At 70.5% G+C, this 15,483-nt stretch carries 13 protein-coding genes; 5 read left to right on the forward strand and 8 right to left on the reverse strand.

Annotated features, from left to right (window positions below):
- Positions 1-3 precede the first annotated feature (3 nt).
- Both OG285_RS03420 and OG285_RS03425 read right to left on the reverse strand, forming a co-directional pair.
- Entirely contained in the window at positions 4-861 is an 858-nt protein-coding gene (locus tag OG285_RS03420) for an MlaE family ABC transporter permease (protein ID WP_371790122.1), read from the reverse strand.
- A complete protein-coding gene (locus tag OG285_RS03425) occupies positions 858-1,847 on the reverse strand; it encodes an ABC transporter ATP-binding protein (RefSeq protein ID WP_371790123.1) in 990 nt (329 codons plus the stop codon). Before OG285_RS03425 ends, OG285_RS03420 begins: the two co-directional genes overlap by 4 nt.
- A gap of 696 nt (positions 1,848-2,543) precedes the next feature.
- Between OG285_RS03425 and OG285_RS03430 the strand changes: the two genes are divergently transcribed.
- A complete protein-coding gene (locus OG285_RS03430; RefSeq protein WP_371790124.1) occupies positions 2,544-3,488 on the forward strand; it encodes a hypothetical protein in 945 nt (314 codons plus the stop codon).
- Between the two features lie 165 nt (positions 3,489-3,653).
- Here OG285_RS03430 and OG285_RS03435 read toward each other — a convergent pair whose 3' ends face one another.
- Both OG285_RS03435 and OG285_RS03440 read right to left on the reverse strand, forming a co-directional pair.
- Entirely contained in the window at positions 3,654-5,162 is a 1,509-nt protein-coding gene (locus OG285_RS03435) for a DUF6801 domain-containing protein (RefSeq protein ID WP_371790125.1), read from the reverse strand.
- 165 nt (positions 5,163-5,327) lie between these two features.
- Positions 5,328-5,930, reverse strand: coding sequence for a hypothetical protein (locus OG285_RS03440; RefSeq protein WP_356834338.1), 603 nt, complete (start codon positions 5,928-5,930; stop codon positions 5,328-5,330).
- Between the two features lie 623 nt (positions 5,931-6,553).
- Here OG285_RS03440 and OG285_RS03445 point away from each other — a divergent pair.
- The 3 genes from OG285_RS03445 to OG285_RS03455 all read left to right on the forward strand — a co-directional run bounded on the left by OG285_RS03445 (position 6,554) and on the right by OG285_RS03455 (position 9,563).
- Positions 6,554-7,756 carry a helix-turn-helix domain-containing protein gene (locus OG285_RS03445; protein WP_356834341.1) on the forward strand — a complete coding sequence of 401 codons (1,203 nt, stop codon included), beginning with the start codon at positions 6,554-6,556 and terminating at the stop codon, positions 7,754-7,756.
- Positions 7,757-7,873: 117 nt separating this feature from the next.
- Entirely contained in the window at positions 7,874-8,335 is a 462-nt protein-coding gene (locus OG285_RS03450) for an SCP2 sterol-binding domain-containing protein (protein ID WP_356834344.1), read from the forward strand.
- A gap of 13 nt (positions 8,336-8,348) precedes the next feature.
- Entirely contained in the window at positions 8,349-9,563 is a 1,215-nt protein-coding gene (locus OG285_RS03455) for an acyl-CoA dehydrogenase family protein (protein ID WP_356834346.1), read from the forward strand.
- A gap of 113 nt (positions 9,564-9,676) precedes the next feature.
- On the opposite strand, the gene OG285_RS03460 is transcribed toward OG285_RS03455, so the two are convergent.
- From OG285_RS03460 to OG285_RS03475, 4 genes are all read right to left on the reverse strand, one after another.
- Complete coding sequence (locus OG285_RS03460; protein ID WP_371790126.1) at positions 9,677-10,549, reverse strand: ABC transporter ATP-binding protein; 873 nt, start codon at positions 10,547-10,549, stop codon at positions 9,677-9,679.
- Positions 10,533-11,582, reverse strand: coding sequence for an ABC transporter substrate-binding protein (locus tag OG285_RS03465; RefSeq protein WP_356834348.1), 1,050 nt, complete (start codon positions 11,580-11,582; stop codon positions 10,533-10,535). Before OG285_RS03465 ends, OG285_RS03460 begins: the two co-directional genes overlap by 17 nt.
- Before the next feature lie 80 nt (positions 11,583-11,662).
- On the reverse strand, positions 11,663-12,538 hold the full coding sequence (locus OG285_RS03470; RefSeq protein ID WP_356834350.1) for an ABC transporter permease: 876 nt from the start codon (positions 12,536-12,538) through the stop codon (positions 11,663-11,665).
- Between the two features lie 462 nt (positions 12,539-13,000).
- Complete coding sequence (locus OG285_RS03475) at positions 13,001-13,771, reverse strand: IclR family transcriptional regulator (protein WP_371790127.1); 771 nt, start codon at positions 13,769-13,771, stop codon at positions 13,001-13,003.
- A gap of 675 nt (positions 13,772-14,446) precedes the next feature.
- On the opposite strand from OG285_RS03475, the gene OG285_RS03480 reads away from it, so the two are divergent.
- Positions 14,447-15,448, forward strand: coding sequence for an ABC transporter substrate-binding protein (locus OG285_RS03480; protein ID WP_371790128.1), 1,002 nt, complete (start codon positions 14,447-14,449; stop codon positions 15,446-15,448).
- The last annotated feature ends 35 nt before the right edge of the window (positions 15,449-15,483 follow it).

Raw genomic sequence — 15,483 nt, forward strand, 5'->3', positions numbered from 1 at the left:
CTCTCAGCTCCCCTTCGCGGGGACGATCTGGAGATAGACCGCCGTGAGGACCATGTTCACGAAGAACAGCAGCATGAACGTGATGACGACGGACTGGTTGACCGCGTCGCCGACGCCCTTGGGTCCGCCCCTCGGGTTCAGTCCGCGGTAGGCGGCGACGATTCCGGCGAGGAACCCGAAGATCAGCGCTTTGACCTCGCTGATGTAGAGGTCGGGCAGCTGGGCGAGCGCGGAGAAACTGGAGAGGTAGGCGCCCGGGGTGCCGTGCTGGAGGATCACGTTGAAGAAATATCCGCCGAGTGTGCCGACGACCGAGACCAGTCCGTTCAGCAGGACCGCGACGAACATGGTGGCGAGCACCCGCGGGACGACCAGGCGCTGGACGGGCGAGACGCCCATGACCTCCATCGCGTCCAGCTCCTCGCGGATCTTCCGCGAGCCGAGGTCGGCGCAGATCGCCGAGCCGCCGGCGCCCGCGATCAGCAGCGCGACGATCAGCGGGCTGGCCTGCTGGATGACGGCGAGCACGCTCGCGCCGCCGGTGAAGGACTGGGCCCCGAGCTGCTGGGTGAGCGAACCGACCTGGAGGGCGATGACCGCGCCGAAGGGGATCGAGACCAGGGCGGCCGGCAGGATGGTGACACTCGCGATGAACCAGAACTGCTCGATGAACTCCCTTACCTGGAAGGGTCTTCGGAAGACGGCCCGGGTGACGGTGGCCCCGAGCGCGAAGAGCTTCCCGGTCTCGCGCAGTGGCGCGAGCACCCGCAGCGGCGGGCGGGGCTGCCGGTAGTCGGCGGCCCGGCCGGCGGCGCCGTTCGCGGACGGCTCGGAGGGGCGGACCGGCGGGGGTGCGGTCATGGGCGGCCACCGCCGGAGCCCGTCGCCACGTAACTCTTCAGGATGGCGGTGCGTGCCGCTTCGGGCAGCTCCGCCATCATGCCGAGCACCCGTTCCCTGCGCCGCAGCACCGCCTGGCGCTCGGGCAGCCCTGCGGAGGGTTCGAGCTGCGGGACGATGGGCCGGGGCGGCTGCGGGCGCGAGCCTGCCGCGCTGCGCTGCTCGGCCGCGAGGGTCGCCGCGTCCTTCTCCTCGGACATCCCGATCGGCCCTTCGCGCCGGCCGCTCAGGAACTGCGCGACCACCGGCTCCTCGCTGGTCAGGAGCAGTTCACGGGGCCCGAAGGTGACCAGGTTGCGCAGGAAGAGCATGCCCATGTTGTCGGGCACGGTGGCCGCGATGTCGAGGTTGTGGGTGACGATCAGCATCGTCGCGTCGAACTGCGCGTTCAGGTCGATGAGCAGCTGGGAGATGTACGACGTACGGACCGGGTCGAGTCCGGAGTCGGGTTCGTCGATGAGGATGATCTGGGGGTCGAGTACGAGGGCGCGCGCGAGACCGGCCCGCTTGCGCATTCCGCCGGATATCTCACCGGGCAGCTTCTCCTCCGCGCCCAGGAGGCCCACCATGTCCATCCGCTCCATGACGATGCGGCGGATCTCGGTCTCCTTCTTCCTGGTGTGCTCGCGGAGCGGAAAAGCCACGTTGTCGAAGAGCGTCATCGATCCGAAGAGTGCACCGTCCTGGAACATCAGGCCGAAGAGTTTGCGGGTCTCGTAGATGTCGCGCTCGGGGCTGTTCACCATGTCGACGCCGTTGATGAGCACGCTGCCCCGCTCGGGTTTCAGCAGCCCGATCAGAGACTTGAGGAACACGGTCTTTCCGGTGCCGGAAGGGCCGAGCATCACACTGACTTCACCGGCCGGGAGCGTGAGTGTCACGTCCTGCCAGATTCTCTGCTTGCCGAAAGACTTCGTGAGCCCTTCAACAACTACTTCGATTCCCATCTCACCTCCTGCATGCACTCACGAAGTGACAGAAGTGCGCCGAGAGGCGCACGTTAAGTTCACCGGTGCCACCGGGACAAGCCCTTGAACAGGTAACTCCCGAAGAAATCCAGCTACTTGTCATGGAGTGACAAGCCCGTGCGGAAACTTTGTTGAAAAGTGCTGACTCACAGCAGGGACGCAGGTGAGGGACGTACGCCCCGGCCTCAACCGGCCGAGTGGTGCGCGGAGAGCGACGTTACGGCCGGGTAACCTGGGGCCGCAATAGCAGTTCCGCAAGTTTCGTCCCGCTGACGCTCAGCCACCCGCTTCTTTGCGGTTATTGAGCGGTGCCGGACGGAAACTCATCCGGAAGTGATAAATCCCGCCTGCCGTCGGGAGGGGTGCGGGGGTGCGACGCCGGGGCACACCCCCGCACCCCGCGCCGGCAGGCCGCGAATCCTCCGTACCGGCACCAGGAGCCGCCCACCGCGCGCGGGTGCGCGCCAACTGACAAGCGACTGCTCCCCCTTGCTCATTCCGGAACAAGAAGACCCGGGCGGCCGAAGTTCATCGGACAGCAGGATTGTGCAGCGGTGTTTCCCGCCAGTAACCTCACGGCTCGGTGAATTCGGAGGCGAAACCGGCCTCGCGCACCTCGATTCAGATCCGAGTACGGCACTGCCTTCTGGAAGTCTGCCGAAAAAAGGGGAAGACATGAGATCCGTTTCCACCCGGTTGCGCCTGGGACTGCTCGCCGGCTCCACCGCCCTCACCGCGTTCGTGTCCGTGGGCTCGGCCACCGCGGCCGGTGGGCCCGTCAGCCTGAACGGCAGCTGGGCGCCGTTCTCCCGGTGCCCCGTGGATGCCCCGGCCATGCTGGCGGCCGACGGACAGGACGACACCGCGCTCTGCGTCTCCTCGCACTCGGCGAACGGCTCCATCAAGCTCGGCAATTCCGTGGTCCCCACAGGGGCGAGCGATCTGCAGCTCGGCGTGATCACCCACCCCGACGGCACCTCGACCCTGGTCTCCCCCGCGGGCGGCGCCCTGGTGGCCGACTCCGCCCAGCTGCCGGGCGGTCTGCTGGGCCTGATGTGTCCCAGCAACGTCCCCGTGGTCAGCGGCGTCTGCAAGCAGCTCACCGACAACAGCCTCAACCGGGTCACCGCCACGATCGAATCGGTGAACAACCCGAGCGACTTCACCCTGCTGGCCGGGGCCGGCACGGGGAAGCCGATCGTGACACTGCCGGTGCGGATCCATCTGCAGAACCCGTTCCTGGGTGACAAGTGCTACATCGGCACCTCGGCGGACCCGATCCTGCTGCGCCCGCAGAACCTCACCGCCCCGACCCCCGGAACCGAGGCGTTCGACGCCGACGGCACCGCCGACCCGGACGGCGCCCTGGGCCGGATCAACCTCCTCGGCGCGAACCAGGGCGACTCCTCCTACGCGGTCCCGGGCGCCAGCGGCTGCGGGCTGAACCTGCTGAACTGGGCGGTGAACCTGAAGACGGCGCTGCCCTCCCCATCGGGCAAGAACAGCGTGACCCTGAACAGCGCGTCGACCTATGTCGCCACGCTCAACGACCCGGCGAGCGCCGCCCCCGGCGAGGGCAAGGCACTCTCGGACGCCTGGCACTCGGCCGTCCGCCCCTGACGGTCCACCCCACCCCGCACGGTGGGGCCGCTCCCGAGACGGGGGCGGCCCCATCGGCCTGCCGGGCCGGGCGATGCGGCCCGGCACCAGGCATGGCGCCGACAGCCGACGCGGTGCCGACAACCAGCCATTCATGGCGAGCGGCCGGCGGGACGGAGCGTGACGTCACGGCTTGGCGGCCCCGGAGCCCGGAAGCTCGGGGATATTGGGCGGGCAGAGGTTGTCGGGGGAATCAGGAATGCAGGTCGTTCCCTGGTTCATCTCGATACTGTTCCCGGGGCCCGACAGCGCGGCGGTGAAAAGTGGGTCCAGGTCCTCACCGTTCGTGCCGCATCCGGAGAACTTCGGAATGTCTATCGTGCCGTCGAGAGTGCCGCCGTAGAACACGTTGGTGTATTTGGCACCGCCATTGAGCACCACCTTGTACGGCGTCGCGGTTCTGCAGGAAGTTCCGACATCCAGTGGAGTCCCGTTCACCTTCACGTCGTACAGGCGCAGCGACTGTTTGAACGAGATCACCGAGAACACACTGGTGCCGACATTTCCGGTCGAGATGGTGACCGGCCCCGTCTCGAACCGCACCTTCGCCGTGACCGGCTGGAATCCGAACGTCAGAAAGGTCGATTCGGCGTCGGGAAGCCGCAGGTCCGCCAGCGAGTCGAGACGCAGATAGAGGCCGCCCGGCTGGACGCTGGACCTGACCGATGAGTGGGTGACCGCCAGGACGCTGATCGTCACCGGCTTGTGCCGGGGGTCGTTGATGATCATCGCGCCGTTGAGCTTGCGGACGTTGGCCACGCCGAGGGCGTACGCGCAGCCCGGGCTCCCGGGCAGGTCGAACTCGCCGGGTGTGGCGCCGGGCGGCGCCACCGGTGCGTCGCTGGGGTCGGCCTTGCCCTTGGGTATCACGGTCGGGCACTTGCCCACCGGGGCGGGATCGGACCGGGGCTGCACGGTGACGCCGCCACCTCGCTCCTTCCGCCCCTTCCCGCCCGCCGGGGTGCTGGGCGCCGGGCCGCCCGGCGTCGTGGAGGGTTCGGCGCTCCCGTCCCCCGGTACCGGGACGGTCCCGAGCCGCAGGTTCTGTCCTGCGACCGGCTCACAGACCAGCGGCACGGGCTTCGGCGCGCCCTCCTGGCCGGTGCCGGGCGTCGCGGTCAGCAGCCCGAGCCTCAACTCGCCTGCGGCCAGGGTGACATCACCCGTGCCGCCCACGGTGACGGTGGGTACGGCGCCCGCGTGGACGAGCCGCACGTCGCCCTCCGCCGGAACCGGCGTGCTGGGCGCGGCGAGATCCGACCACATCGCCGTGGCCGACTGGTCGTTCTGGCTCACCTTCACGGCGAGTGACGCGGTACTCAGGACCGCGTCGGTGTCCTTCGGCAGCAGCGGCGCGAGATCCGCGCGCGCCAGCCCCACCGTGACCTTCACCGGGCCCGGCTGCACCGGCTTGCCGGCCTCGGCGGACGCCGGGAGGTTCATCGCCACCTCGACGGTGGCACGGCCGGGGCCGCCGGAGGGGAGGCCGCAGTCGTACGCGAGGGTGCCCGGGGTTCCGCCCTCACCGGCGGCCGAGCCATTGCCGGCCAGCAGCCCGGCGACGAGCGCGGCCGCCGCGGCGGAGGCCAGCCGTACCGGCCGCCTGCCGCCCTTCACAGCTGTCCTGGGATTCATTCCGGCCCTGCCCTCCGCCTCATACGGTCTGGTTCCCTGTACTTCCGGTGCCGCGCCGACGTCCGCTGCCGCGCGGCCCTGCCGGCCTGCCGGGCCGCAAACGTCAAATCCGGGCCGGAGGCAGCGTCTGCTGCCTCCGGCCCGTACGGCTGTGCTTCATCGGGGTTACGGCGTGCTGATCACCGGCAGGGTGCTCACCGCGTACGAGGCGTTGAACGCCGCCACGTCACCGTTGTTGATGAGTCCGAGGCAGCTCGCGCCGGACGCCACCAGGCCGGTGCCCGTGCCGTCGATCACCAGGGCGTGGGCCGTGTTGTCGTAGTGGCCGTTGACCGTGCCGGTGAAGTCGGCCGCGCAGCCGACGCCCGCGATGTGCGCCGAGATGGAACTGACGGTGCCGTTCACCCAGGTCGGGTGGGTGGCGTTCACACTGACCGCGTTGATCTTCCAGGGGGTGGCCTTCATCGTGACCTTGAACGTGATGCCGGCCACGCTGCAGTTGGTGAACGTGATGGTGTTGATGGTGCCGAGCCCGACACCGTTGGTGCTCGTCGCCTGGAGCGAGCCCGCGGTCACGTCGGACGACGCACAGTTCAGAGTCGCCGCAGGCACCGCCAGCGAGGGGTTGACGGCGTGCGCGGTGTAGGCGCCGGAGTGGGTGACCGTCCATGAGGACGTGGCGGTGGCCGAAGCCGATGTCGCGGCCAGGCCGACGGCCGCACCGATGGCGGCGGTCACGACTGCGGCTCTTGCAACAAGCTTGTGCATGGTGTGATTTCCCTTCGTGGCGTCTTGATCAGATTCCCGGAGTTCCGTCCCGAGCAGAACGGAGCCCCCACGAGGTTCACTTGGCCGGACGGCGGTTTCGTCCCGGGCGACCGCTTGTTCCGACCGTGCGGCGATGACGCTACGAGTGAGTAACCTGAGTCCGCAATGGCCTGTACGAAGAAATCCTGGTGCGGCTTCTCCGGGGTCGATTTCCTGTTGTCCGGCGAGTACGGGACTGGTTCCCCATTAGCCGAAAGTGAGTAATTCCGCGCGGCCCGCCGTGTGCCCCGGTGACAGTTGCCCGCTCTTTGGCCCGGCCGGATCCGGCACCGCAGCACCCGTCCCGGCCGACAGCGGAGGCGATTTCCTTGTCAAGAAATGACAAGGGAACACTCCGGAACCGGAGGGGAATTGCCCGAGCGAACGGTCCGACGACCGGAACTCGGGGCACGGGTTGGCTGGATACGCTCCCCCTGACACCTCGGGCCGTGTCCTGGCTGTGTCCACCGGCCCCCGGCGTCGACTATGTTCGGCAACCCAAATCGGTACGCACCTGACGGTCTCCGGGAGCGCTCTCCCGTCGGCCACCCCCCACCGGGCGCCGGAGAGCAAGGGGTCGAGGAATGCCGGGAGTTGCACAACCCTCGGACATCGGAGAACCGCTGGGGCCGCTTCCCCAGGAGTTCGCAGCCGTCATGCGGCCCGAACTCCCGAGCCTGATCAAGGAGATCGGACTCGAAGTCACCCGCGCCTACCCCGAGTACGCACGGCTGCTCGAAGGCCCCTACGCCCAGGGCATCCGGATCGGCGTGGAGCAGAACATCTCCGTCTTCGTCGACCAGGTCGCCGAGCCCACCGCGTCGTCCGCGCTGCGGGACGAGATGTGCCGGCGGTTCGGCCGGTTCGAGGCGTACGAGGGCAGGACTCTGGACCAGCTCCAGGGTGCGTACCGGCTCGGCGCCCGCATAGCGCTGCGGCGGGCGAAGCGGGTGGGACGGCGGTACAACCTCTCCCCCACCCTGATGCTCACCTTCGCCGACGCGCTGTTCACCTATGTCGATGAGCTCGAAGCGCTCTCCCGTGAGGGATATCTGGAGGTCAGGACGGCCGGCGGGGACCAGCTCGACACCCAGCGGCGCCGCCTGGTGCATCTGATCCTCGCCGGATCCCCGGTGCCCCGCGCCGCCATCGCCGAACTCGCGGAGCAGACCTGCTGGACGCTTCCCGACCAGGTCACCCTGGTCGCCCTGCGGCCCCCCGCGGGCATCCCGTCCGCCCTTCTGGACAACGATGTCCTGGCGGACCTGGCCGAGCCGCAGCCCCATCTGCTGATCCCCGGACCGTTCGACGAGCGAAGACAGCACATGCTGGACGTCGCGCTTCCCGGGGCGCACCGCACCATCGGTCTCACGGTCCCGCTCGCGAACGCCGCCGACTCGCTCCGCTGGGCCCGCCGGGTGCTCGATCTCGTCGACACCGGAGTCATCGAGGACGCGCCGACGGTCCGCTGCGAGGACCACATGGTGACCCTCTGGCTGCTCTCCGACCGAGCGCTCCTGGAACAGCTGGCCGGACGGGAACTGGCCCCCGTGTCCCACCTCACCGCGAACCGCAGGGACCGTCTCCTGGAGACGCTGCACGCCTGGCTCGCGACCCGCGGCACCGCCGCCCATCTGGGTGAGGTCCTGGACGTCCACGCGCAGACCGTCCGCTACCGCATGCGCACGCTGGAGAGCATCTTCGGACAGCAACTGTCCGATCCGGAACGGCGGTTCGCCATCGAGATCGTCCTGCGCGCGATGCGGCTCGAATCGAGCGGCGGCTGACACCGGCCCGCCCCTCCGGGGCGCCGACCCGCCCGCCGGGCCGCCCGCCTTGCCCGGATGCCTGTCGCGCCATAACCTGACCCCCCAGTAAGTTTACTCGGGAGTAAGGAACTATCCGTGGCGGACAGCATCAGCGAGAGGCTCGCGGAGCTGGACTTCGCGTCCGTCTCTCCACAGGAGTTCGCGAAGATCATCAAGGGGCTCTCCACGAAGGAACTCGGCGAGATCGCCCGGGGCGACCTGCGCCGGCGGGTGCTCGCGGAGGTCTTCGGACGCATGGAGCGGCAGTTCCGTCCGGAGAGCGCCGGTGCGCTCGCCGCCGTGATCCGCTGGAAGATCACGGGCGAGAGCGACGTGGTGTACGAGACCACGATCGCCGACGGGGCGTGCAGCGTCACCGAGGGGCGCTCGGAGGCCGATCCGCGTCTCACGCTCATCATGGGCGACGCCGACTTCCTCAAGCTGGTGTCCGGCAACGCGAGCCCGGTGACCCTCTTCATGCTGCGCAAGGTCAAGATCGCGGGAGATGTGGGCCTCGCCTCGGGACTCACCCGGTACTTCGACATTCCCAAGGCCTGAGAGGGGGCAGGACATGAGCGGATTCTCCCTCGAACTCACCGAGGAGCAGCGCGACTTGAAGGAGTGGGTGCACGGCTTCGCCGCCGGCGTCGTGCGCCCGGCAGCCGCCGAGTGGGACGAGCGCGAAGAGACGCCCTGGCCCGTCATCAAGGAGGCGGCCCGGATCGGCCTCTACGGTTTCGAGTCGCTCGCCGACATGTACGGCGACCCCAGCGGGCTCTCCCTCCAGATCGCCAACGAGGAGCTGTTCTGGGGCGACGCGGGGATCGGCATGGCGCTGTTCGGCACCTCGCTCGCGGTCGCCGGGATCTTCTCGTCCGGCACCCCCGACCAGCTCGCCGAGTGGGTCCCGCAGTGCTTCGGCGAGCCGGACGACCCCCGGCTCGCGGCGTTCTGCGTCTCGGAGCCCGACGCCGGTTCGGACGTCTCCGCGATGCGGACCCGGGCCCGCTACCAGGAGGCGACCGACGAGTGGGTGATCCACGGCCAGAAGGCGTGGATCACCAACGGCGGCATAGCCGATGTGCACGTGGTCGTCGCCTCGGTCGAGCCGGAACTCGGTTCGCGCGGCCAGGCCGCCTTCATCGTGCCGCCCGGCACCCCGGGCCTGGCGGCGAACCGCAAGATCAAGAAGCTGGGGCTGCGCGCCTCGCACACCGCCGACGTCTTCCTCGACGAGGTCCGGGTGCCGGGCCACTGCCTGCTCGGCGGCAAGGAGAAGCTGGACCGCAGGCTCGCCCGCGCCCGGGAGGGCGGCCGCGCCACGGGCCAGGCCGCCATGGCGACGTTCGAAGTCAGCCGGCCGACCGTCGGCGCCCAGGCCCTGGGGATCGCCCGGGCCGCCTACGAGTACGCGCTGGAGTACGCGGGCGACCGGCAGGCCTTCGGCCGCCCCGTCATCGAGAACCAGTCCATCGCCTTCGCCCTCGCGGACCTGCGCACCGAGATCGAGTCCGTACGGCTGCTGATCTGGCAGGCCGCCTGGATGGCCAGGAACGACAAGACCTTCGACGCGGGCCAGGGCTCCATGTCCAAGCTGCGCGCCGGCGAGCTGGCGGTCGCGGCGTCGGAGAAGGCCGTGCAGATCCTCGGCGGCGCGGGGTACAGCCGTGAGCATCCGGTCGAGCGGATGTACCGAGACGCCAAGATCTACACGATCTTCGAGGGCACCAGCGAGATCCAGCGACTGGTGATCGCACGGGCGATCTCGGGGCGCCACATCCGCTGACGGGCTGTAACCCGGGCCGGACCGGGTGGCGTTGTCCGGCGTACCCGTCAGTAGCGGTGACGCCGGCCGCCCCGGCCGGGCAGGGCCGCCCGGCCGGGGTCGGCCCCGCCGGCTCAGCGAGCGGCGTCGCGGACCGCCGCGCCGATCTCGGCGCGCAGTCCGGCGTACTCGGGCAGCCCTCGCAGCCCGTCCGGGTCCTCGCCCCCGGTACGGGGCAGCGCGATGGGGATGTCCAGTGCGACGGTGCCCGGACCGGCACTCAGAACGACCGCGCGGGTACCGAGGAAGACCGCCTCGTCCACGCTGTGCGTGACGAAGACCGACGTGATTCCGGTCTGGGCGCTCACCGTGCGCAGATCCTCCTGGAGCCGCTCACGGGTCAGCGCGTCCAGGGCCGCGAACGGCTCGTCGAGCAACAGCAGGTCCTTGCCGCCTGCCAGCGCCCTGGCGATGGCCACCCGCTGCTGCTGGCCACCCGATATCTGCCAGGTCCTGCGACCCGCGGTACCGGCGAGTCCGACCCGCTCCAGCAACTCCTCCACCCGGAGCGGGCGTTCCGGTCTGGGGACTCCCGCGAAGCGCAGTGCCAGGGCGATGTTGTCGCCGACCGTGCGCCAGGGGAACAGCCGCGGCTGCTGGAAGACGACTCCTGCCTGGCGTCCCGGCTCCGGCGTCCCGCCGTGCACGGCGACCGTCCCGGACGAGGCGCGCTCGAAGCCGGCGATCAGCCGGAGCAGCGTGCTCTTCCCGCACCCCGACGGGCCCACGAGCACCAGGAATTCGCCGGCCGGGATGTCCAGGGTCAGCGGGCCGAGCGCCGTGACGGCGTCCGCTCCGCGGCCGTACCGGTGCCGCACCTCACGCACGGCCACGGCGGCCGGGACGGCCGCAGCACCCATGTCGGCCGTGCCGTCCGTGTCCGTCGCGGCGGCCTCCGGGGCGGCTCCCCCCGCGCCCGCTGCCGGGGATTCACTTGGAGACGGCATCGCTGAGCCCTTCCACGTACACGGCCTTCTCCAGCTCGGAGAGTTTCGGCGCGGCCGGGATCTGCTTCTGCCCGACCAGGAAGTCCGCCGCGCTGCGCAGGTTCCGCGCCAGTCCGCCCACGTGCCCGGGCCGGCCCAGCCACGTGGAGTCGGCCTGTTCGGCGGGCTTGAGGAAGATGCCCTGCTTGAGCTGGGCCGCGGCGTCGTGACTGCTGATCCCGAGCTCCTTGCCGACGGATCCGGCAGCGGCTGACGGGTCGTCATGAATCAGGTTCAGGGCACGTGCCTCCACCTTGCGCCAGGCCGCGATCACCTCGGGCTGGGCCTTGATGAAGCTGGTCGACGCCACTCCCAGGTCGAGTGTGGGCTTGCCTGCCGCCGCCAGCTGACGGCTGGAGACCAGGGTCCTGCCGGTCTTCCCGAGTTCGTCGAGTGTGGGCAGCCAGACGTAGGCCGCGTCGATGTCGCCGCGCGACCAGGCGGCGGCGATGTCCTGCGGTTCGAGGTCCAGCAGCTTCACCTTGGACGGGGCCACGCCCGCCTTGTCGAGTGCGGCGAGCAGGCTGTAGTGCGAGGTGGAACTGAACGGCGTCGCGACCTTGTGGCCCACCAGATCCCTGACGTCCTTGATGCCGGAGCCGTCACGGGCCACCAGCGCCTCGTTGTCACCGGCGACATCCAGGACCCAGGTGACCTGGTACGGAATGTTCAGCGGCTCGGACAGACCGCGCGCCACCGGGCTGGAGCCGATCGCGGCCAGATCCACCGAACCGGAGACGAAAGCGGTGTTGATGGTCGCGCCGGAGTCGAACTTGATCCACTTGATCGTGCGGCCCGGCAGCGCCTTCTCCAGCCAGCCCTTCTCCTTCACGATCAGGTCGCCGCTGGGGAAGGCCTGATAGGCGATCCTTATCGTCTTGCCGTCCCCCTCGCCGCCGCCGGCGCCGCCGGTACCGCAGCCGGCGACGACGATCAGCGCTCCCAGAGCCGCGACGAGCGTGGAGGTGCGGCGCAGACCGCGTGTTCCGGGCATGGCGTAGTCCTTCATTTCGATGTGCGGAGGGATGAGCGCGCCGGATGGCGGATGGAGCACGGAGGGCGGATGACGGGACGTCAGGAAAGCCGTCGCCAGGGTGCGAGCCGGTTCTCGGCGATCCGCAGCAACGCGTCGATCAGCAGCCCGGAGACGCCGATCGCGAAGAGTCCGAGAACCACCACGTCGGACTGGTTGTAGCGCTGTGCGTCGCGGATCATGCCGCCGATGCCGGGCAGTCCGTTGACGGTTTCCGCGGCGACGACCGAGGAGTACGCGATACCGAAGGCCAGCCGGACGCCGACCAGGATCTCCGGCAGCGCGGACGGCAGGACGACGGACGTCACGACCTGTGAGCGGCGTGCGCCGATGGCCCGTGCGGCCTCCATCAGCGAGGCGGGCGCGGAGGCGACCGCGGACGCGGTGGCCACAGCCACCGGCGGCATGGCGGCGACAGCCAGCAGCCACAGTTTGGGAGCCTCGTCGATGCCGAACCAGATGATCAACAGGCTGAAGTAGGCGAGCGGCGGCAGCGTACGGAGGAACGCCACCGCCGGTTCGAACACGACCCGCACCCACGGCAGCGTGCCCATCAGCAACCCTGCCACGAGCCCCGCCAGTACTCCGGCGCCGGCCCCGATCCCGATCCGCCGCAGGCTGATGCCCAGGTGTTCGATCAGGGTGTGGCCCTGGTAGCCGCGTACCCCGTCATGGGTGCCGGACGTCTCGATGAGTGCGTGCCAGACGGCCGACGGCGGCGGGACCAGCAAGGGCGGCCACAGCCGCAGAGTGGTGACCAGTTGCCAGAGGGCGAACAGCACGACCAGCGCGAGCAGCCGCAGCCCCGCCCTGCGCAGCAGCGCGGCCCTTTCCGGGGAACGCCGCCGAGGGGGCGGCGGTTCCGCGGTCGGCGCCGGGGCGGACGGTTGTTTCTCCGTGGCGGTGGATGTGGTCAAGGCGGACTCCGGCGAGAGGTGCGGAAGGGCGGAAGACCGCCAGGGCAGGGAGAGGCGGTACGAGGTGACGGCCGACGGCGTTCGCGGACCGGGAGAGAGGGATCCCGGAGAAGGTGCGCGGCCGGTGCGCCGTACGGGAACGGTTGCCGTACCGTCCGGCGTGCGGAGGCCGCGGTCGGGGGAGGCACCCGGTCACCCGAGGGGCAGCCGATGGGCAGGCGGACAACGCCGCAGTCTGCGGGAAGTACTCAGCGCTGCCGGGCCAGGCTCAACAGGAGCAGCTGGTCACACGGCAGAGATCGATGGTGAGGCACTCCACCAGATACTGATCGCTGGTCACGGGGGATTTGTAGCACAGCCCCCCGGCCGCCACCAGAGGATGCCCGCGACCTGATACGGAGCGGAGCGGCCCAACGGGCCCGGCCCGCCCGGTGATCGGCTGCGAGGTCCGAGGACCCGCGGTCACTGCGGTTCCGGCCGCTCCTCCAGCGGGAGCATCAGGATCTGCAGGGTGCGGGCACAGTCGTGGAGGCGGCCGAGGAACCAGTCCCTGCGGTCCTCGGTGATGACGCCGGGAGTGGACCGCAGCGCCAGGGCGAAGCGCGCGACGCCCTCCCGGTCGAGGACCGGGACCGCCAGGGACCGTACGCCGGGCGCGGACTCGCCCTCGTTCACCGCGTGCCCGGCTCTGCGTACCCGCTCCAACTCCCTTTCCAGAGAGGCCGGGTCGGTGAGGGTGCGCGCGGTGAAACGCTGCGGGGCCTCCAGCGAACGGGGCCCGCCGTCGGACGGGTGCCGCCAGGCCAGCAGGGTCTTCCCGAGTGAGGTGGAGTGCAGCGGCCTGCGCAGGCCGGTGCCGGAGGGGCCGAGCGAGTCGCCCACGAGGATCACCGCATGGCCGCCGTTGCGGACCGCGAGGTCCGCCGTGACTCCGGTGCGGGCGGACAGCGCCGCCACCTCGGGTGCGGCGTGGTGCAGGCCGCGCTGGTGGTACGAGAGCTGGCCCAGTTCGGTCAGCGAGGGACCGAGGCGGTAGCGGGAGTCGCCGGTCGCCTGCTCCAGGAACCCGGCACTGACCAGGGTGCGGGCCAGCCGGTGGGCGGTGGACACGGAGAGCCCGGTACGGCGCGACAGGTCCGAGGCGCTCAGGGTGGGGCCGCTGTCGTGAAAACAGTCGAGGATGCGCAGCGCCCTGGTGACCGCCTGCGCGCCGGCGGGAGCGGCGGTGGACATGGAGACTCCTTCTGTCGTACGCCGGTCCACCGGACCCGGGGGGGGGTGGCGGCCGGCCGGAGGAGGCGGCCGTCGGTGAGCGGCGGCTGACGCGCGATCACCCTAGCGCCACACCGACAGCCCCGGCGACACGCATCCCACATTATGGGAAGCCACTTGCTCACGGAGGGGGCGACGTGGAATTCTCCTCCTCGTCAGCGCGCCACGGCATCAGCCGCACACCGCGCAGAAATCCGAACGGAGGAGTGCCTCGATGCGAGCCGGTCAGGCCGTTGTCGCCCTTCCCGCACTCCCGGGGCTCACCCACCGCCGCCACATCGATCTGGCACGCGTCAACAGCGCCGGCTGTCGCTGACCTTCCGGGTGCCGGGCCCGCCGACGCCAGGCCGGGCGCACCCCCATCGAACCGGCCCGAACAGGGCGTAGTCCGAAGCCTCCTCGCGCCGCCCCACCACGCACGGTGGGGCGCGTACGCCGCGGGACGCGCGGACCACCCGCCGCCCGGCCGCTTCGGCTCCACACCACTCCCGGACCGGACCGCACGGGCGTGACGGCGCGGTCACGTCTGTCTCACGCAGGCCCGCTCACCCGCCCCCGCCCCACCGCGACCTGTCCGAGCAGCGCCGCTGCGGGGATTCGCGGCGCCACCACTCCTTTCACGATATGGGAACTCATATGTCCGTCTCCGCCCTGCCCGAAAGCCTCTGGTACACCCGCTGCCCGGTGCCCACCGCAACGGGTGTCGCCGCCCGGCTGGGCTGGTTCGACAAGGAGTTCGCGGCCGAGGGCCTCACCGTCTCCTCGCTCCAGGACGCCCCCGCCGAGGTCGCGGCCGACCACCACTTCACTCACTCGCTCGATCTGCTCGTCCGCGAAGGGGGGAACGTACCGGCCCTCTGGGCCAGGGCCCGCGGGGAGAACACCCGCCTGATCGCGCTGACGTGGATCGAGGAACGTCAGACCGTCCTCGTCCGGGCGGGCAGCGGTATCAGCGGGGCCGCGGCCCTGCGCGGCCTGCGGCTGGCCGTCCCGGTGCACGGCATCGCGATCGACTTCTGGCGGGCCATGGCACTGCGCGGATTCCAGGGCGCGCTGGCCTCCGCGGGTCTCACGCTGGATGACGCGCGGCTGGTCGAGGTCCCCGCCACCGACCGCGCCGGGCAGTGGGCGGCCGAACTCGCCGCACTGACCCGCGGGGAGGTCGACGCCGTCTACGCCAAGGGAGCGGTCGCCGTCGAGGCGGCCCGCCGGGCCGGTGCGGAGGTCGCCGTCGAACTCGACGAACTGCCCGACCCGCGGCACCGGATCAACAACGGCACCCCTCGGCCGGTGACGGTCCATCAGCACCTGCTCGACCGCTATCCGGAAGCCGTCGACCGTTTCCTGGCCGTGCTGTTGCGCGCTGCGCGCTGGTCCGCACAGCGTCCCCAGGAGCTGGCCGCCATCCTCGGCAGCGAGACAGGCGCCGGCCCCGAAGGGGTCGCGGGCGCCTACCGCCCGGGGACCCGGCTCGGGCTCGATCTCTCCCCCCACCGGCTCGGCCTGCTCGCAGAGCAGCAGGGCGCCCTGCACGCGCTGGGCTTCCTGCCCGAGCCGGTGGACGTGGGCGCCTGGGCGGACCCGGGACCCCTGCGCCGCGCGGCGGACCGCAACACGCGTCCGGAGCACGCCGTATGACGGGCCGACACCTCCGTACCGCCGCACCCGTCACC

Origin of the sequence: Streptomyces sp. NBC_01471 (assembly GCF_041438865.1) — a bacterium.
Lineage (GTDB): Bacteria > Actinomycetota > Actinomycetes > Streptomycetales > Streptomycetaceae > Streptomyces.